This is a genomic window from Pseudomonas gingeri, assembly GCF_013386115.1.
Lineage (GTDB): Bacteria > Pseudomonadota > Gammaproteobacteria > Pseudomonadales > Pseudomonadaceae > Aquipseudomonas > Aquipseudomonas gingeri.
In genome coordinates, this window is sequence record NZ_JACAOR010000011.1 from 198,369 (window position 1) to 216,368 (window position 18,000).

Annotated in this window: 14 protein-coding genes and 3 tRNA genes; 15 read left to right on the plus strand and 2 right to left on the minus strand. The window is 59.7% G+C overall.

The window, feature by feature from the left end; genetic code table 11:
- Positions 1–6: 6 nt before the first annotated feature.
- Entirely contained in the window at positions 7–1,389 is a 1,383-nt protein-coding gene (gene cysS, locus HX881_RS21985; RefSeq protein WP_177086583.1) for a cysteine--tRNA ligase, read from the plus strand.
- A 60-nt stretch (positions 1,390–1,449) separates the two neighbouring features.
- Here the strand turns inward: cysS and HX881_RS21990 are convergent, their stop codons facing one another.
- Positions 1,450–3,288, minus strand: coding sequence for a sigma-54-dependent Fis family transcriptional regulator (locus HX881_RS21990; protein ID WP_177086584.1), 1,839 nt, complete (start codon positions 3,286–3,288; stop codon positions 1,450–1,452).
- Positions 3,289–3,582: 294 nt separating this feature from the next.
- Between HX881_RS21990 and HX881_RS21995 the strand changes: the two genes are divergently transcribed.
- The 6 genes from HX881_RS21995 (at position 3,583) to HX881_RS22020 (ending at position 9,567) form a co-directional block, all read left to right on the plus strand.
- Complete coding sequence (locus HX881_RS21995; RefSeq protein WP_042937131.1) at positions 3,583–4,677, plus strand: ABC transporter ATP-binding protein; 1,095 nt, start codon at positions 3,583–3,585, stop codon at positions 4,675–4,677.
- Positions 4,677–5,774 (plus strand): ABC transporter ATP-binding protein, encoded by a 1,098-nt coding sequence (locus HX881_RS22000; RefSeq protein ID WP_017129557.1) that lies wholly within the window; start codon positions 4,677–4,679, stop codon positions 5,772–5,774. Before HX881_RS21995 ends, HX881_RS22000 begins: the two co-directional genes overlap by 1 nt.
- Positions 5,771–6,637, plus strand: a complete 867-nt coding sequence (locus HX881_RS22005) for a carbohydrate ABC transporter permease (protein WP_017129556.1) — start codon at positions 5,771–5,773, stop codon at positions 6,635–6,637. Before HX881_RS22000 ends, HX881_RS22005 begins: the two co-directional genes overlap by 4 nt.
- A gap of 8 nt (positions 6,638–6,645) precedes the next feature.
- Complete coding sequence (locus HX881_RS22010) at positions 6,646–7,446, plus strand: carbohydrate ABC transporter permease (RefSeq protein ID WP_017129555.1); 801 nt, start codon at positions 6,646–6,648, stop codon at positions 7,444–7,446.
- 11 nt (positions 7,447–7,457) lie between these two features.
- The gene (locus HX881_RS22015; protein WP_017129554.1) at positions 7,458–7,730 is read left to right on the plus strand and encodes a DUF2160 domain-containing protein; all 273 of its coding nucleotides are present in this window, start codon (positions 7,458–7,460) and stop codon (positions 7,728–7,730) included.
- Between the two features lie 70 nt (positions 7,731–7,800).
- Positions 7,801–9,567: an ABC transporter substrate-binding protein gene (locus HX881_RS22020; protein WP_177086585.1), complete on the plus strand. Its 1,767-nt coding sequence runs from the start codon at positions 7,801–7,803 to the stop codon at positions 9,565–9,567.
- Between the two features lie 63 nt (positions 9,568–9,630).
- Here the strand turns inward: HX881_RS22020 and folD are convergent, their stop codons facing one another.
- Positions 9,631–10,485, minus strand: coding sequence for a bifunctional methylenetetrahydrofolate dehydrogenase/methenyltetrahydrofolate cyclohydrolase FolD (gene folD, locus HX881_RS22025; protein WP_017129552.1), 855 nt, complete (start codon positions 10,483–10,485; stop codon positions 9,631–9,633).
- A gap of 279 nt (positions 10,486–10,764) precedes the next feature.
- On the opposite strand from folD, the gene HX881_RS22030 reads away from it, so the two are divergent.
- The 8 genes from HX881_RS22030 (at position 10,765) to HX881_RS22065 (ending at position 17,929) form a co-directional block, all read left to right on the plus strand.
- A tRNA-Arg gene (locus HX881_RS22030) sits at positions 10,765–10,841 on the plus strand.
- Positions 10,842–10,873: 32 nt separating this feature from the next.
- Positions 10,874–10,949: transfer RNA gene (locus HX881_RS22035), tRNA-His, on the plus strand.
- 58 nt (positions 10,950–11,007) lie between these two features.
- Positions 11,008–11,092: transfer RNA gene (locus HX881_RS22040), tRNA-Leu, on the plus strand.
- 414 nt (positions 11,093–11,506) lie between these two features.
- Positions 11,507–12,817, plus strand: a complete 1,311-nt coding sequence (gene tig, locus HX881_RS22045; protein ID WP_103032735.1) for a trigger factor — start codon at positions 11,507–11,509, stop codon at positions 12,815–12,817.
- Positions 12,818–12,910: 93 nt separating this feature from the next.
- Positions 12,911–13,546 (plus strand): ATP-dependent Clp endopeptidase proteolytic subunit ClpP, encoded by a 636-nt coding sequence (gene clpP / locus HX881_RS22050; protein ID WP_017129550.1) that lies wholly within the window; start codon positions 12,911–12,913, stop codon positions 13,544–13,546.
- 112 nt (positions 13,547–13,658) lie between these two features.
- Positions 13,659–14,942 carry an ATP-dependent Clp protease ATP-binding subunit ClpX gene (gene clpX, locus HX881_RS22055; RefSeq protein WP_008048848.1) on the plus strand — a complete coding sequence of 428 codons (1,284 nt, stop codon included), beginning with the start codon at positions 13,659–13,661 and terminating at the stop codon, positions 14,940–14,942.
- Positions 14,943–15,112: 170 nt separating this feature from the next.
- On the plus strand, positions 15,113–17,509 hold the full coding sequence (gene lon / locus HX881_RS22060) for an endopeptidase La (protein ID WP_017129549.1): 2,397 nt from the start codon (positions 15,113–15,115) through the stop codon (positions 17,507–17,509).
- Positions 17,510–17,656: 147 nt separating this feature from the next.
- A complete protein-coding gene (locus HX881_RS22065; protein ID WP_002552737.1) occupies positions 17,657–17,929 on the plus strand; it encodes an HU family DNA-binding protein in 273 nt (90 codons plus the stop codon).
- Positions 17,930–18,000: the final 71 nt, after the last annotated feature.

An 18,000-nucleotide genomic window follows, 5' to 3' on the forward strand; every position in this document is an offset into this window, starting at 1 on the left:
CGTTTTGTGCTAACCATCTACAACACGCTCACCAAGAGCAAAGAAGTCTTCAAGCCGCTGGATGGCAACAAGGTCCGCATGTATGTGTGTGGGATGACCGTGTACGACTACTGCCACCTGGGCCACGGCCGCAGCATGGTCGCTTTCGACCTGGTGACCCGCTGGCTGCGTTTCAGCGGTTATGACCTGACCTATGTGCGCAACATCACCGACATCGACGACAAGATCATCAATCGGGCCAACGAGAACGGCGAAGCGTTCGAAGCGCTGACCGAACGCATGATCGCCGCGATGCACGAGGATGAGGCGCGCCTGAACATCCTCAAGCCGGACATGGAGCCGCGGGCCACCGATCACATCCCGGGCATGCACGCCATGATCCAGACCCTGATCGACAAGGGCTACGCCTACGCGCCGGGCAACGGTGACGTGTACTACCGCGTCGGCAAGTTCATGGGCTACGGCAAGCTGTCGCGCAAGAAGATCGAAGACCTGCGCATCGGTGCGCGGATCGAGGTCGACGAGTCGAAACAGGATCCGCTGGACTTCGTCCTGTGGAAAGCCGCCAAGCCGGGTGAGCCGAGCTGGGAGTCGCCGTGGGGCGCCGGGCGTCCGGGCTGGCACATCGAATGCTCGGTGATGTCCACCTGCTGCCTGGGCGAGACCTTCGACATTCATGGCGGCGGCAGCGACCTCGAATTCCCGCACCATGAAAACGAAATCGCCCAGAGCGAGGCGGCCACCGGCAAGACCTACGCCAATGCCTGGATGCACTGCGGCATGATCCGCATCAATGGCGAGAAGATGTCCAAGTCCTTGAACAACTTCTTCACCATTCGAGATGTGCTGGACAAGTACCATCCGGAAGTCGTGCGTTACCTGCTGGTGTCGAGTCACTACCGCAGCGCGATCAACTATTCGGAAGACAACCTCAAGGACGCCAAGGGCGCCCTGGAGCGTTTCTACCACGCGTTGAAAGGCTTGCCGAACGTGCCGGCGGCCGGCGGCGAAGCCTTTGTCGAGCGTTTCACCCAGGTGATGAACGACGACTTCGGTACGCCGGAAGCCTGTGCGGTGCTGTTCGAGATGGTGCGCGAGATCAACCGCCTGCGCGAGAACGATCTCAATGCGGCGGCCGGTCTGGCGGCGCGCCTGAAGGAGCTGGCCAGTGTGCTCGGTGTCCTGCAACTGGAAGCCGATGACTTCCTGCAGGCAGGCGCGGCAGGGCGGGTCGACGCGGCTGAAGTCGAAGCGCTGATTCAGGCACGCCTGGCGGCGCGAGCCAACAAGGACTGGGCGGAATCCGACCGTATCCGCGACCAGATCACCGCCATGGGTGTGGTGCTGGAAGATGGCAAGGGCGGCACGACCTGGCGCGTTGCCGACTGAGTACACCTTGAATCGACAGAAGCCCGCCTTGTGCGGGCTTCTGTTTGTCGGGCAAGGCGATCATGGCAGGGCGCGCAGGCGCTTGTACAAGGTATTGCGACTGACCCCGAGCTGTCGCGCCAGGTGGGAAATATTCCCGCCGGAGGCTTTCAGTAACTGGTTCAGGTCCTCGACGCTGTCCAGGGCCTGCGGGTTTTGCAACGGGGCCGACTCGCCGCTGTCCAGGCCGAGGTCGACGAAAAAATCATCCGGCAGATGCTCGGCACGGATCGGCTGGTCCTCGGCCATCGCCAGTGCCACCTGGATCACGCTGTCGAGCTGGCGGATGTTGCCGGGCCAGGGGTGGCGCTCAAACAGTTCCAGCACCTCCCGGCTCAGCCCGGCCCATTGCGGGCTTTCCCGATGTCGTTCCCAGATGTGCTGGAACACCGCCTGCTTGTCGGTACGCTCGCGCAATGGCGGCAACTCCAGGGTCAGGCCGCCGATGCGGTAGTACAAGTCTTCGCGAAACAGGCCATTGGCGATCTGCTGGCGCAACGAACGGTTGGTTGCCGAAACCAGGCGGATATCCACCGGATAAGCCTCGCTGCTGCCCACCGGCTGTACACAACGTTCCTGCAACACCCGCAGCAGGCGGGCCTGGGTCGGCAGCGGCATGTCACCGATTTCATCGAGAAACAGCGTGCCCTTGTCGGCCTTGCGGATCAGTCCGATATGGCCTTTCTGGTTGGCACCGGTAAAGGCGCCTTTCTCGTAGCCGAACAGCTCCGATTCCACCAGTTCCGCCGGAATGGCCGCGCAGTTCACCGCGATCAGCGGTTGTGCGGCCCGCGAGCCGGCCCGGTGCAGGGCCTTGACGAAAACTTCCTTGCCGACCCCTGTCTCACCGTGGATCAGCAAGGCAATGCCTTTTTCCTGCAGGCGTTCGGCTTGTCGAATGGCTTTTTCCACCCGGTTGTCGCCCCAATGCAGGGCCTTGAGACCTGATCTGTCGGTCGGGGTGTCGGTTCGAGGCCTGGTTTCGGCAAATACCCGCGGCTTGATCGGTGTGTACTTCGGCCGCTTGAGCAGGCAATGAAAACGGTTGCGGCCCGCGGCCTGCAGGGAAAACGGCAGGCCTTCCGGCTGGTTGAGCAGTTCCAGCAAGGACACATTGAACAGGCTGTCGATGCCGACCCGCGACAGGCTGATGCCCAGCAGGTTGTCCGCGCGGCGATTGGCCGACAGCACCTGGCCGCTTTCATCGAAGATCAGCAGTCCGGCCCACTGGCTGTCGAGGTTGTTGAGCCCGGTGTTGAAGACCAGCTGGAAATGTTCGCCCTTGAACAGATTGAGGATCAGCCGGTTCTCCACCGTCTGGCTCATCATCTTGACCATGCCCAGGGTGTGGGAGGGCGGCAGGTAGCTGTCGCTGGACACATCCAGTACGGCGATGACCTGCCGGCTGGCGTCGAAGATCGGTGCCGCCGAGCCGGTCATGAAACGGTTGGCCTTGAGGAAATGTTCGTCGTGCTCGATATGCACCGCCTGCTCGCAGGCCAGGGCGGTGCCGATGGCGTTGGTGCCGGTGTAGTGCTCCTTCCAGCTGGCCCCGGGACTGAAGCCGCGCAGCAACTGCGGCTCGATAAACCTCTGGGTGCCCCAGGATGTGAGGACCTGGCCCTGATTGTCGGCGAGCATGATCAGGCAGTTGGAGTTGCTGAGAATGTTCTCGTAGTACGGCAGCACTTCCTGGTGGGTGGTCTGCACCAGTGCCTGCTGACTGTCCAGCAAGTGCGCGACCTCGTTGGCCGGCAACTGGTCGAACGCCGGCGCGGACTGGTGGCTCAGGCCGAAGCGGCGGCAGCGGCTCCAGGAGTCCTGGATGATGGTGTCGTGACTGAGAGGGGCAACGGCCATGGCAGTCGATCTCCGGGGTGCTTTATTGTTTTTGTTGTGGGCGGCCGCGATCGAGCCAAAAAGCATTCATCCAGTGTTGTTCACATTTGTTCATTGTCAACCGCCGGAGTGTTCATCTGTTCATAGGTGGTTGTTCATTTCTGTTCACTGGCGAATCTGCCACACCTTCCGATTTCCACTGTCCGGCGCTCTGCCCCGAGGGGTTGAGCGCTGTTTTGCGTTTCTGGCACGGATGTCGCTCTGTCCCTCGGGTGATGTGTGGCATTTGATTTCAATAATAAAAAAGGTCGAGCCATGTCTTTAACGCTGGAACGCGTCAGCCGTGTGGTCGAGGGGCAGACCTGGATCAATGAGGCGAGCCTGAGTTTCGAACCCGGATCCTTCAATGTCCTGCTGGGGCGTACGCTCTCCGGCAAGACCAGTCTTATGCGCCTGATGGCCGGCCTGGACAAGCCCGACGGTGGGCGGGTGCTGATGAATGGCGTGGATGTCACCGGGCGTCCGGTGCGCTTGCGCAATGTGTCGATGGTCTACCAGCAGTTCATCAACTACCCGACCATGACGGTATTCGAGAACATTGCCTCGCCCCTGCGCCAGGCGCGGATACCGGAGGAGCAGATCCAGGCCAAGGTCCTGGAGACCGCTCGGATGCTGCGGATCGAGAAGTTCCTGCAGCGGCATCCCCTCGAGCTTTCCGGTGGTCAGCAGCAACGCACCGCCATGGCCCGGGCGCTGGTCAAGGATGCCGAGCTGATCCTGTTCGACGAGCCGCTGGTCAATCTCGACTACAAGCTGCGCGAAGAACTGCGCCAGGAAATGCGCGAGCTGTTCAAGGCGCGCCATACCATTGCGGTGTATGCCACCACCGAGCCCAACGAGGCCCTGGCCCTGGGCGGCACCACCACCATTGTCCACGAGGGGCGGGTCATCCAGAGCGGCAGCACGCCGGCGGTCTATCACCAGCCGCAGACGGTGCTGGCGGCCGAGCTGTTTTCCGAGCCGCCGATCAACCTGATGCCGGGACGGATTCTCGGCAATGAGGTCAGTTTCGCCAACTTCGTGCACTTTCCGCTGAACGTCGACCTGCGCCCCATCGGCGAAGGCGAGTTCCGTTTCGGCGTACGGCCGAGCCATATCTGCCTGGTGCCGAGCAACGACGACGACCTGGAGCTGGCGGTGACCGTGGAGCTGGCGGAAATCAGCGGCTCGGAAACCTTTCTCCACGTGCGCAACGAGCATTTCCAGCTGGTGCTGCATCTGCCCGGGGTGCATGCCTACGACGTCGATGCCTCGATCCGCATCTACATTCCGACCCATAAACTCTTTGTGTTCGACGGGCAGGGCCGTCTGGTCCAGGCCCCCGGTCGACGTGTCGCGAGGGTTGCCTGATGGCGCAGATTCATTTGCAGAACCTGGCCCACAGCTACAGCAAGAATCCGGCGGGGCCGGAGGATTACGCGATTCACGAGATGAACCATGTCTGGGAGCAGGGTGGTGCCTATGCGCTGCTCGGGCCGTCGGGGTGTGGCAAATCGACCTTGCTCAATATCATTTCCGGGCTGCTCAGCCCGTCGCAGGGACAGGTCCTGTTCGACACCACGGTGGTCAACGACCTGAGCCCGGAAAAACGCAATATTGCCCAGGTGTTCCAGTTCCCGGTGGTCTACGACACCATGACGGTGTTCGACAACCTGGCCTTTCCCCTGCGCAACCAGGGCATGGCCGAGTCGCGGGTGTTGAGCAAGGTCCAGGAAATCGCCGAGGTGCTCGACCTGCAGGCGCTGCTGCAACGCAAGGCCAGCAACCTCAGCGCCGATGAGAAGCAGAAGGTTTCGATGGGGCGCGGGCTGGTGCGCGATGACGTCTCGGCGATTCTCTTCGACGAACCGCTGACGGTGATCGACCCGCACCTGAAGTGGAAGCTGCGGCGCAAGCTCAAGCAGATCCATGAGCAATTCAATATCACCATGGTCTACGTGACCCACGATCAGTTGGAGGCCTCGACCTTTGCCGACAAGATCGCCGTGATGTATGGCGGCCAGATCGTCCAGTTCGGCACGCCGCGGGAGCTGTTCGAACGGCCGAGCCACACCTTTGTCGGCTATTTCATCGGCAGTCCCGGGATGAACCTGATCGACGTGCAGCCCCGGCCCGGCGGCGTCGGCTTTGCCGATACCCACCTGGAACTCTCCGAAGCCTTGCAGCAGCGGATCGCCGCGGGTGGCTGGAGTCGCCTGCAGGTCGGTATTCGTCCGGAGTTCGTGCATGTCTGGGATGAAGCCTACGAAGAGGCGTTGTGTGCTGAAGTCCGGCATGTCGAGGATCTCGGGACCTACAAGATCATGACCCTGGACCTGGATGGCCAGGTGCTCAAGGTGCGCCTGCAGGAAGACAAGCCGGTGCCGCAGGGCCAGGCCTGGATCAGTTTCCCGGCGCAATGGCTGATGGTCTATGCCGATGATCGCCTGCTGGAGGCCAACCCATGAACAAGGTACAGAACAACAAGGCCTGGTGGCTGGTCCTGCCGGTTTTCCTGCTGGTGGCGTTCAGCGCGGTGGTGCCGATGATGACGGTGGTCAACTATTCGGTGCAGGACATCTTCGACCAGTCCAGCCGCTACTTCGTCGGTGCCGACTGGTATCGGCAGGTGCTGCAGGACCCGCGCCTGCATGACTCGCTGCTGCGCCAGTTCATCTATTCGGCCTGTGTCCTGGCGATCGAGATCCCGCTGGGAATCGCCATTGCCCTGACCATGCCGACCAAGGGGCGCTGGTCCTCGCTGGTGCTGATCGTGCTGGCGATCCCGCTGCTGATCCCGTGGAACGTGGTCGGGACCATCTGGCAGATCTTCGGTCGCGCGGATATCGGCCTGCTGGGCTGGACCCTCAATGCCCTGGGCCTGAGCTACAACTATGCGGCCAATACCATGGACGCCTGGGTCACGGTGCTGGTGATGGATGTCTGGCACTGGACCTCGCTGGTGGCGCTGCTGTGCTATTCGGGGCTACGGGCGATTCCGGACGTCTATTATCAGGCGGCGCGTATCGACCGGGCCTCGGCCTGGGCGGTGTTCCGGCATATCCAGTTGCCGAAGATGAAGAGCGTGCTGTTGATCGCGGTGATGCTGCGCTTCATGGACAGCTTCATGATCTACACCGAACCCTTCGTGCTGACGGGCGGCGGACCGGGCAATGCCACCACCTTCCTCAGCCAGACCCTGACCCAGATGGCCATCGGGCAATTCGACCTGGGCCCGGCGGCGGCGTTTTCGCTGGTGTACTTCCTGATCATCCTGTTGGTGTCCTGGCTGTTCTATACCGCCATGACCCACGCCGATGCCAAGCGCTGAGGTCCGTCATGAATGCACGCAAGCTGATTCCCCTGCTGATCTACATCCTGTTCCTGCTGGTGCCGATCTACTGGCTGCTGAACATGTCGTTCAAGAGCAATACCGAGATCCTCGGCGGGCTGACCCTGTTTCCGCAGGATTTCACCCTGGCGAACTATCGGGTGATCTTCACCGATCCCAGCTGGTACAGCGGCTACATCAACTCGTTGTACTACGTCAGCCTCAACACGGTGATTTCCCTCACGGTGGCGCTGCCGGCGGCCTACGCGTTCTCACGCTACCGGTTTCTCGGCGACAAGCACCTGTTCTTCTGGCTGCTGACCAACCGCATGGCGCCGCCGGCGGTGTTCCTGCTGCCGTTCTTCCAGCTGTACTCGTCCATCGGCCTGTTCGACACGCCGATTGCCGTGGCCCTGGCCCATTGCCTGTTCAACGTGCCGCTGGCGGTCTGGATCCTGGAGGGCTTCATGTCCAGCGTGCCGAAGGAAATCGACGAAACCGCCTATATCGACGGCTACAGCTTTCCCAAGTTCTTCGTGAAGATCTTCGTTCCGCTGATTGGTTCGGGGATCGGTGTGACGGCATTTTTCTGCTTCATGTTTTCCTGGGTCGAGTTGTTGCTGGCGCGCACCCTGACGTCGGTCAACGCCAAACCCATCGCTGCGGTGATGACCCGCACGGTGTCGGCCTCGGGGATCGATTGGGGGGTACTGGCGGCGGCGGGGGTGTTGACTATCCTGCCTGGCGTGCTGGTGATCTGGTTTGTTCGTAACCATGTGGTCAAGGGCTTTGCCCTCGGCCGGGTCTGAGGAGTCGCATGATGGATTGGATGGCCTGGACTCCACTGACCGCCGCCTTCTTCGGGGCTATCGCGCTGCTGCTGATCGGCATGACGGTCTGGGAGCTGCGTTCACCCTGTATCGAACGACGGGGTTTTCTGCCGATCACCACCAGTCGTGGCGATCGTTTGTTTATCGGGCTCCTGGGCAGCGCCTACCTGCATCTGCTGGTAATCGGTGTCACCGACTGGAGCCTGTGGATCGGGTCGTTGCTGGCCCTGGTATGGCTGTTGGTGGTGATGCGCTGGGGTTAGCCGGCAAGCACGGCGACTGATCCCGGATCTCTTGGGAAGCGAGCTACGTGGGAATCATCTGGAGGTGTCTATGTTCTATAAAAACAATAAGCTTCGACATAGCGTGACGTTGGCTTCGATGCTGGCGCTCAGTGGCTTGAGCGCGACAGCCTGGGCGGATGCCTACGAAGACGCGGCAAAAAAATGGATTGGCGCGGAGTTCAAGCCCTCGACCCTGACCCCCGAGCAGCAGCTCGCGGAGCTGGAGTGGTTTATCAAGGCTGCCGAGCCCTTTCGCGGGATGGATATCAAGGTGGTCTCGGAAACCCTGACCACTCACGAATATGAGTCCAAGACCCTGGCCAAGGCCTTTACCGAAATCACCGGGATCAAGGTGACCCACGACCTGCTGCAGGAAGGCGATGTGATCGAGAAGATCCAGACCCAGATGCAGTCGGACAAGAATATCTATGATGGCTGGGTCAACGACTCCGACCTGATCGGTACGCACTTCCGCTATGGCAAGGCGCAGTCCCTGGACGAGCTGATGGCCAGCGATGCTGGCAAGAAGGTCACTTCGCCGACCCTGGACATCAAGGACTTCATCGGCCTGTCCTTTACCACCGCTCCGGACGGCAAGGTCTACCAGCTACCCGACCAGCAGTTCGCCAACCTCTACTGGTTCCGGGCCGACTGGTTCGAGCGCGCGGACCTGAAGGCCAAGTTCAAGGCCAAGTACGGTTATGAGCTGGGGGTGCCGGTCAACTGGTCGGCCTATGAGGACATTGCCAAGTTCTTCAGCGAGGACGTCAAGGAGATCGACGGCAAGCGCGTTTATGGCCACATGGACTACGGCAAGAAGGATCCGTCCCTCGGCTGGCGCTTCACCGATGCCTGGTTCTCCATGGCCGGCGGCGGCGACAAGGGCCTGCCCAACGGCTTGCCGGTGGACGAGTGGGGGATCCGGGTGGAGAACTGCCATCCGGTGGGCTCGAGCATCACCCGCGGCGGCGATACCAACGGCCCGGCAGCGGTCTTCGCCACCCAGAAATACATCGACTGGCTCAAGGCCTATGCACCACCCGAGGCGGCGGGCATGACCTTCTCCGAATCCGGCCCGGTGCCGTCGCAAGGCAATATCGCCCAGCAGATCTTCTGGTATACCGCGTTCACCGCCGACATGACCAAGCCGGGATTGCCGGTGATGAATGCCGACGGCACGCCCAAGTGGCGCATGGCACCGTCACCCAAGGGACCCTATTGGAAGGAAGGCATGAAGCTGGGTTATCAGGACGTCGGTTCCTGGACCTTCCTTTATTCGACGCCTGAGAAACAGCGGCTGGCGGCCTGGCTCTACGCGCAGTTCGTGACCTCGAAAACCGTGTCCCTGAAGAAAACCATCGTTGGCCTGACGCCGATTCGCGAGTCGGACATCAATTCCCAGGCCATGACCGAGCTGGCGCCGAAGCTGGGCGGCCTGGTGGAGTTCTACCGCAGCCCGGCGCGGGTGCAGTGGACGCCGACCGGTACCAACGTGCCGGATTATCCGAAGCTGGCGCAGTTGTGGTGGAGCCATGTGGCCGAAGCCGTGACCGGCGAGAAGACCGCGCAGCAGGCGCTGGATGGCCTGGCCAAGGATCAGGACGCGATCCTGACCCGGCTTGAGCGTTCCAAGGCGCAGGAGAAGAGCGGTTGTGCGCCGAAGATGAACCCGGAAACCACGGCCGAGGAGTGGTACAAGAAGGGTGAGGCCGCCGGTGGCGCCGCACCGCAGCGCAAGCTGGCCAACGAGAAGCCCAAGGGCGAGACCATCAACTACAACGAGCTGCTGAAAAGCTGGGCGGCTGCCCGCAAGTAATCCGGGGGCTGTAAAACGACAAAGGCACCCGAGGGTGCCTTTGTCGTTGATGACGGTTGGCCGTCAGGCATGCAGAGACTCGGCCGCATACAGGGTGTTTTCCAGCAGGCAGGCGCGGGTCATCGGGCCGACGCCGCCCGGTACCGGCGTGATCCAGCCGGCGCGGGGCAGGGCGGTGTCATACACCACGTCGCCGACCAGCTTGCCGTCTTCCTGGCGGTTGATGCCCACGTCGATGACGATGGCGCCTTCCTTGATCCACTCGCCCTTGACCAGTCCCGGCTTGCCGGCGGCGACCACTACCAGGTCGGCACGGCCGACGTGGCCGGCGAGGTCCTTGGTGAAGCGGTGGGTCACGGTCACGGTACAGCCGGCCAGCAGCAGCTCCATGGCCATTGGCCGGCCGACGATGTTCGACGCGCCGACAATCACCGCATCCATCCCGTAGAGGTCGGCCCCGGTGCTTTCCAGCAGGGCCATGATGCCTTTCGGCGTGCAGGGGCGCAGCAGCGGGATGCGTTGGGCCAGGCGACCGACGTTATAGGGATGGAAACCATCCACGTCCTTGTCCGGGCGGATGCGCTCCAGCAGCTTTGAAGCATCCAGGTGGGCCGGCAAGGGCAGTTGCAGCAGCACGCCGTCGATGCTCGGATCGTCATTCAGGCGATCGATCAGCTCGGTCAGTGCCTGTTGGGTGGTTTCGCTGGGCAGGTCATAGGCCTGGGAAATGAAGCCGACTTCCTCACAGTCCTTGCGCTTGTGCGAGACATAAACCTGGGAGGCAGGATCGCTGCCGACCAGAATCACTGCGAGGCCTGGCGTACGCAGGCCCTGCTGGCGACGCTCGGCGACACGTTGGGCGATCTGCTGGCGCAGGCGGGCGGCGATCGCTTTGCCGTCGATTAGTTGTGCAGTCATGACGCGTGATTAACCATCGAAAGGGGTTGAAAAAGAGTGCGCATTCTCGCATGCCATGGCCCAAGGGCAAAGGCGCTTGGTCTGGTTATTCCCCTAACTCCTTTATATTTCTGAATTTTTTTCAAAAAAGAGTTGACGACCCTCAGGCTCACCTATAACATTCGTCGCACTTGTCGGGCACAGCCTAGCACTGGTTGAGAAGGTCGAGCAGAGTTGATGTCTAGCTCAGCAAGATTGAAGCTCTTAGTTTGTAGTCGTAATAGAATACAGATTAATAAGGCGCCCGTAGCTCAGCTGGATAGAGCATCCGCCTTCTAAGCGGATGGTCGCAGGTTCGAGTCCTGCCGGGTGCGCCATTAGGCAGCTTTGGCACAAGTAACGCAATATGGTGGGCGTAGCTCAGTTGGTAGAGCACAGGATTGTGACTCCTGTTGTCGTGGGTTCGATCCCCATCGTCCACCCCATATTCGAATAAAGACGCCAGATTAATCATCTGGCGTCTTTGCTTTAAAAGTTTGACCCGCGGACGTGGTGGAATTGGTAGACACACTGGATTTAGGTTCCAGCGCCGCGAGGCGTAAGAGTTCGAGTCTCTTCGTCCGCACCAATTAGCTTGAAATAAAAAACGGCGCAGCACCTGAAAAGGGCTGCGCCGTTTTTGTTTCCGGCTCCGGCAGATCCAGGAGTGCCGCCGGTTCGGGGCGGGTAGGGTGGCGGTCTTTGCCGTCACTCTATTGTTGCTGGGTGATACCGGTTCAACCTTCGGTCTGTTTGGCGGACCGATCGTCGGGGCGTCGGTCGAACGATCCTTCTATATATAGAGGGGCCGGCCGAGGCTCTGCGACGCGAGTGAATGCGTGTTGTCGGACAGGCTGCCAACAGCCTGTTCCGGCGAATAATTGCCTGCTGTTTTTTACCCGTTTTCAGTAGGGTGACTTCTTGAGTATGACCCACTAGAATGCATGCCCTTGCTTCTGAGGTCGGAAACGGCCGGCTAACGTCTGTGCAACGAGGAATATCCATGCAAGTTTCTGTTGAAAATACATCGGCTCTTGAGCGCCGCATGAGCATCACCGTGCCAGCTGAGCGCATCGAGACCCAGGTCAACAAGCGTCTGCAGCAGACTGCCCAAAAGGCCAAGATTGCAGGCTTCCGTCCTGGCAAGGTGCCAATGAGCGTGATCCGTCAGCGTTATGAAGCTGATGCACGTCAAGAAGCGGTAGGCGACGTGATCCAGGCTTCCTTCTATGAAGCCGTGGTCGAGCAGAAGCTGAACCCTGCCGGCCAGCCTTCGGTAGAGCCGAAAGTGCTGGAAAAAGGCAAGGATCTGGAATACGTCGCGACTTTCGAAGTGTTCCCTGAATTTACCGTTGCCGGTTTCGAGTCCATCGCCGTCGAGCGCCTGAGCGCTGAAGTGGCTGATGCCGACCTGGACAACATGCTGGAAATCCTGCGCAAGCAGAACACCCGTTTCGAAGTGGCCGAGCGTGCCGCCCAGAACGAAGACCAGCTGAACATCGATTTCGTTGGCAAGGTCGACGGCGAAGCGTTCGCTGGCGGTTCCGCCAAGGGCACCCAGCTGGTGCTGGGTTCCAACCGCATGATCCCGGGCTTCGAAGATGGTCTGGTCGGTGCCAAGGCGGGTGAAGAACGCGTTCTGAACCTGACTTTCCCGGCTGACTACCAGAACCTGGACCTGGCGGGCAAAACCGCCGAGTTCACCGTGACCGTGAACAGCGTTTCCGCACCGACCCTGCCTGAGCTGAACGAGGCGTTCTTCGCCCAGTTCGGTATCAAGGAAAGCGGTCTGGAAGGCTTCCGCGCCGAAGTTCGCAAGAACATGGAGCGCGAGCTGCGTCAGGCGATCAAGTCCAAGGTCAAGAACCAGGTAATGGACGGTCTGCTGGCCGCCAACCCGATCGAAGTGCCCAAGGCGCTGCTGGACAACGAAGTCAACCGTCTGCGCGTGCAGGCTGTTCAGCAGTTCGGCGGCAACATCAAGCCTGACCAACTGCCGGCCGAGCTGTTCGAAGAACAAGCCAAGCGCCGCGTTGTGCTGGGCCTGATCGTGGCTGAAGTGGTCAAGCAATTCGACCTCAAGCCAGACGAAACCCGCGTTCGCGAACTGATCCAGGAAATGGCTTCGGCCTACCAGGAACCCGAGCAGGTTGTGTCCTGGTACTACAAGAACGACCAGCAACTGAACGAAGTTCGTTCGGTTGTGCTGGAAGAACAAGTTGTGGATACTGTTCTGCAGAAGGCGAATGTGACCGATAAATCGGTCTCCTACGAAGAAGCAGTCAAGCCGGTGGAAGCTCCACAAGCCGACTGATTTTCTGACTCGTTGGAAAATACACACCATAAGCCAGCCTCGTGCTGGCTTATGCGTATTCGAGACATGACTATTTGGGAGTGACTGCAGAGCATGTTCCGTAATTCCTATATTCAGCAGAACTCTGATATCCAGGCCGCAGGCGGCCTGGTCCCGATGGTTGTCGAGCAGTCCGCTCGTGGCGAGCGCGCCTATGACATCTACTCGCGTCTTCTCAAGGAGCGGGTGATTTTCCTGGTGGGCCCGGTAGAGGACTACATGGCCAACCTGATCTGTGCGCAATTGCTGTTCCTTGAAGCGGAAAATCCGGACAAGGACATCCATCTGTACATCAACTCCCCGGGCGGTTCGGTGACGGCTGGCATGTCGATCTACGACACCATGCAGTTCATCAAGCCAAACGTGTCGACCACCTGTATCGGTCAGGCATGCAGCATGGGCGCGTTCCTGTTGACCGCCGGTGCCGAAGGCAAGCGTTTCTGCCTGCCGAACTCGCGCGTGATGATTCACCAGCCACTGGGCGGTTTCCAGGGCCAGGCGTCGGATATCGAAATCCACGCCAAGGAAATCCTCTTCATTCGCGAACGCCTCAACACGCTGATGGCCAAGCACAGCGGACGTACTCTTGAAGAAATCGAGCGCGATACCAACCGCGACAACTTCATGAGTGCAGAAGCTGCGAAGGCATATGGCCTGATCGATGAAGTGATCACCCAGCGCCCCGCTTAAAATAAGCAGCTCAAAATAGGGGTGGTCGGCAGGTCCGATCACCGGCGGGCTTGAAAAAGCCCGCAATAGCCTTCATCTTGTGTTGCAAGCCTATCGGATTTGGATCGAACGAATGACTGACACCCGCAACGGCGAGGACAACGGCAAGCTGCTCTATTGCTCCTTCTGTGGCAAAAGCCAGCATGAAGTACGCAAATTGATTGCCGGCCCCTCGGTCTTTATCTGCGACGAGTGCGTCGACTTGTGCAACGACATCATCCGTGAGGAGGTGCAGGAAGCACAGGCCGAAAGCAGCGCGCATAAATTGCCTTCGCCTAAAGAAATCAGCGGCATCCTTGATCAGTATGTGATTGGTCAGGAGCGTGCGAAAAAGGTTCTCGCGGTAGCGGTCTACAACCACTACAAGCGTCTGAACCAGCGTGACAAGAAAAATGACGACGTCGAGCTCGGCAAGAGCAACATCCTGCTGATCGGTCCGACCGGCTCGGGTAAGACCCTGCTGGCTGAAACCCTGGCGCGTCTGCTGAATGTGCCGTTCACCATCGCCGATGCAACCACCCTCACCGAGGCGGGTTACGTGGGCGAGGACGTGGAAAACATCATTCAGAAACTGCTGCAGAAGTGCGATTACGACGTGGAAAAGGCCCAGATGGGCATTGTCTACATCGACGAAATCGACAAGATTTCCCGCAAGTCCGACAACCCTTCGATTACCCGGGATGTTTCCGGCGAAGGCGTGCAGCAGGCCTTGCTGAAGTTGATCGAGGGCACGGTCGCTTCCGTTCCGCCACAAGGCGGTCGCAAGCACCCTCAGCAGGAGTTCCTGCAGGTCGACACCCGTAACATCCTGTTTATCTGTGGTGGTGCGTTCTCCGGCCTGGAAAAGGTCATCCAGAACCGTTCGACCAAGGGCGGCATCGGCTTCAACGCCGAAGTTCGCAGCAAGGAAGAAGGCAAGAAGGTCGGTGAATCCCTGCGTGAGGTCGAACCTGACGATCTGGTCAAGTTCGGTCTGATTCCGGAATTCGTCGGTCGCCTGCCGGTCCTGGCGACGCTGGACGAGCTGGATGAAGCTGCATTGATGCAGATCCTCACCGAGCCGAAGAACGCGTTGACCAAGCAGTACGCCAAGTTGTTCGAAATGGAAGGCGTTGACCTCGAGTTCCGTACCGATGCGCTGAAATCCGTGGCCAAGCGTGCCCTGGAGCGCAAGACCGGTGCTCGCGGCCTGCGTTCGATCCTCGAAGGCGTCTTGCTCGACACCATGTACGAAATCCCCTCGCAGTCCGAGGTGAGTAAAGTGGTGATCGACGAAAGCGTCATAGAAGGCAAGTCCAAGCCGCTGTATATCTATGAAAACAGCGAGCCGACGGCCAAGGCCGCACCTGACGCGTAAGCGTCCGAGCGTGTGACCCGGAAAAAGGGGGCCTTCGGGCCCCCTTTGCTTTTCCAGGCCCTTTTGCTTTTCCTGACAGGGTGCTTGTTTTTTTCCGAGGCAGCCCCCATCTTGGTTTCAAGCTTACTTCCATCTGTTTACGGCCTTATGGCCGCCGTAGAGGCGAAATCATGAAGACAACCATCGAATTGCCTCTCCTGCCATTGCGTGATGTCGTGGTGTATCCGCACATGGTTATCCCGCTGTTCGTGGGGCGCGAGAAGTCTATCGAAGCCCTCGAGGCCGCGATGACGGGCGACAAGCAGATCCTGCTGCTGGCCCAACGTAATCCTGCCGATGATGACCCGGGCGAAGATGCACTGTATCGAGTCGGTACCGTGGCCACTGTCCTGCAATTGCTCAAGCTGCCGGACGGTACCGTCAAGGTCCTGGTGGAAGGCGAGCAGCGCGGCACCGTCGAGCGTTTCAGCGAAGTCGATGGCCATTGCCGTGCGGAAGTGGCGCTGATCGAAGAGACCGAAGCCCCGGACCGCGAGTCCGAAGTTTTCGTGCGCAGCCTGTTGTCGCAGTTCGAGCAGTACGTGCAACTGGGCAAGAAGGTGCCGGCCGAGGTCCTGTCCTCGTTGAACAGCATCGATGAGCCAAGCCGCCTGGTCGATACCATGGCCGCCCACATGGCGCTGAAGATCGAGCAGAAACAGGAAATTCTTGAAATCGTCGAGCTGCCGGCCCGTGTCGAACACGTCCTGGCACTGCTGGACGCTGAAATCGACCTGCTGCAGGTGGAAAAACGCATCCGTGGCCGCGTCAAGAAGCAAATGGAGCGCAGCCAGCGCGAGTACTACCTGAATGAGCAGATGAAGGCCATTCAGAAAGAGCTGGGCGATGGCGACGAAGGCCACAACGAAATCGAAGAGCTGAAAAAGCGTATCGATGCCGCCGGCCTGCCGAAAGACGCCCTGACCAAGGCCCAGGCCGAGCTGAACAAGCTCAAGCAGATGTCGCCGATGTCGGCCGAAGCCACCGTTGTGCGTTCCTACCTCGACTGGCTGGTGCAGGTGCCCTGGAAGACCCAGAGCAAGGTGCGCCTGGACCTCAAACGGGCCGAGGACATCCTCGATGCCGACCATTATGGTCTGGATGAGGTCAAGGAACGGATTCTCGAATACCTCGCCGTGCAGAAGCGCGTGAAGAAGATTCGTGGCCCGGTGTTGTGCCTGGTCGGTCCTCCCGGGGTCGGTAAAACCTCCCTGGCGGAGTCGATTGCCCACGCAACCAACCGTAAATTCGTACGCATGGCCCTCGGTGGCGTGCGTGACGAGGCGGAAATCCGTGGTCATCGCCGGACTTATATCGGTTCGATGCCAGGAAGATTGATACAAAAGATGACAAAGGTGGGTGTGCGCAACCCGTTGTTCCTGCTCGATGAAATCGACAAGATGGGCAGCGACATGCGTGGCGATCCGGCCTCGGCCCTGCTGGAGGTCCTGGACCCCGAGCAGAACCACAATTTCAACGATCATTACCTGGAAGTCGACTACGACCTGTCCGACGTGATGTTCCTCTGCACCTCCAACTCGATGAATATTCCGCCGGCGCTGCTGGACCGGATGGAAGTGATCCGCCTGCCGGGCTACACCGAGGACGAGAAGATCAATATCGCCACCAAGTACCTGTCGCCCAAGCAGATTCAGGCCAACGGCCTGAAGAAGGGCGAGCTGGAATTCGAGGTCGAGGCGATCCGCGACATCATCCGTTACTACACCCGCGAAGCCGGTGTACGTGGGCTGGAGCGGCAGATTGCCAAGGTCTGCCGCAAGGCGGTGAAGGAGCATGCGCTGGAAAAACGCTTCGCGGTGACGGTGACTTCCGACCTGCTGGAGCACTTCCTGGGCGTGCGCAAATTCCGCTACGGCCTGGCCGAACAGCAGGATCAGATCGGTCAGGTGACCGGCCTGGCCTGGACCCAGGTGGGCGGCGAACTGCTGACCATCGAGGCGGCCGTGGTGCCGGGCAAGGGCCAGTTGATCAAGACCGGTTCCCTGGGCGATGTCATGGTCGAGTCGATCACCGCGGCCCTCACCGTGGTGCGCAGCCGGGCCAAGAGCCTGGGCATCCCGCTGGACTTCCATGAGAAGCGCGACACCCATATCCATATGCCGGAAGGGGCCACGCCGAAAGACGGTCCTAGCGCGGGCGTAGGAATGTGTACGGCCCTGGTGTCAGCCTTGACGGGGATCCCTGTGCGTGCGGATGTTGCCATGACCGGCGAAATCACCCTGCGGGGTCAGGTGCTTGCGATTGGTGGCTTGAAGGAAAAACTGCTCGCGGCTCACCGTGGCGGGATCAAGATTGTGATCATTCCGGAAGAGAATGTGCGCGATCTGAAGGAAATTCCTGACAATATCAAGCAGGATCTTCAGATTAAACCAGTTAAATGGATTGACGAGGTCCTGCAAATTGCGCTGCAATACGCGCCGGAGCCCTTGCCAGATGTGGTTCCGGAGATCGTCGCGAAGGATGAGAAACGCGATTCGGATTCCAAGGAAAGAATCAGTACCCATTAGTAGAGATCTTGCCTGGGTGGGCTTCCTTGACAGCTTTTTAGAGCCCTTGTTATAAAGCGGCTCTTAAGTGTCTAGGCCATTCAGCACCTGTTTTAGCTTTCACCAAAAAACTTAGAAACATACTCAATAGATATAAGGGGACTTAGAGTGAACAAGTCGGAACTGATTGATGCTATCGCTGCATCTGCTGATATCCCGAAAGCCGCTGCTGGCCGTGCGCTGGACGCAGTAATCGAATCCGTCACTGGCGCTCTGAAGGCTGGCGACTCCGTTGTACTGGTTGGTTTCGGTACTTTCTCTGTTACCGATCGTCCTGCTCGCATTGGTCGTAACCCACAGACCGGTAAGACGCTGGAAATCGCTGCAGCTAAAAAACCAGGTTTCAAAGCCGGTAAAGCACTGAAAGAAGCGGTCAACTAAGTTTCTTTCAAGCCTTTGCCTATCCGGGTCGGGTTCACTCCTGACTTGGCAGCGGAGCGGTAAAGCGGTCG

Excerpts from the sequence above, each read along its gene's own strand:
- clpX (WP_008048848.1), top strand. The coding sequence starts at position 13,659 with ATGACTGACACCCGCAACGGCGAGGACAACGGCAAGCTGCTCTATTGC.
- HX881_RS21995 (WP_042937131.1), top strand. The coding sequence starts at position 3,583 with ATGTCTTTAACGCTGGAACGCGTCAGCCGTGTGGTCGAGGGGCAGACC.
- folD (WP_017129552.1), bottom strand. The coding sequence starts at position 10,485 with ATGACTGCACAACTAATCGACGGCAAAGCGATCGCCGCCCGCCTGCGC.
- clpP (WP_017129550.1), top strand. The coding sequence starts at position 12,911 with ATGTTCCGTAATTCCTATATTCAGCAGAACTCTGATATCCAGGCCGCA.
- HX881_RS21990 (WP_177086584.1), bottom strand. The coding sequence starts at position 3,288 with ATGGCCGTTGCCCCTCTCAGTCACGACACCATCATCCAGGACTCCTGG.
- HX881_RS22005 (WP_017129556.1), top strand. The coding sequence starts at position 5,771 with ATGAACAAGGTACAGAACAACAAGGCCTGGTGGCTGGTCCTGCCGGTT.
- HX881_RS22010 (WP_017129555.1), top strand. The coding sequence starts at position 6,646 with ATGAATGCACGCAAGCTGATTCCCCTGCTGATCTACATCCTGTTCCTG.
- HX881_RS22015 (WP_017129554.1), top strand. The coding sequence starts at position 7,458 with ATGGATTGGATGGCCTGGACTCCACTGACCGCCGCCTTCTTCGGGGCT.
- HX881_RS22000 (WP_017129557.1), top strand. The coding sequence starts at position 4,677 with ATGGCGCAGATTCATTTGCAGAACCTGGCCCACAGCTACAGCAAGAAT.
- HX881_RS22020 (WP_177086585.1), top strand. The coding sequence starts at position 7,801 with ATGTTCTATAAAAACAATAAGCTTCGACATAGCGTGACGTTGGCTTCG.
- lon (WP_017129549.1), top strand. The coding sequence starts at position 15,113 with ATGAAGACAACCATCGAATTGCCTCTCCTGCCATTGCGTGATGTCGTG.
- tig (WP_103032735.1), top strand. The coding sequence starts at position 11,507 with ATGCAAGTTTCTGTTGAAAATACATCGGCTCTTGAGCGCCGCATGAGC.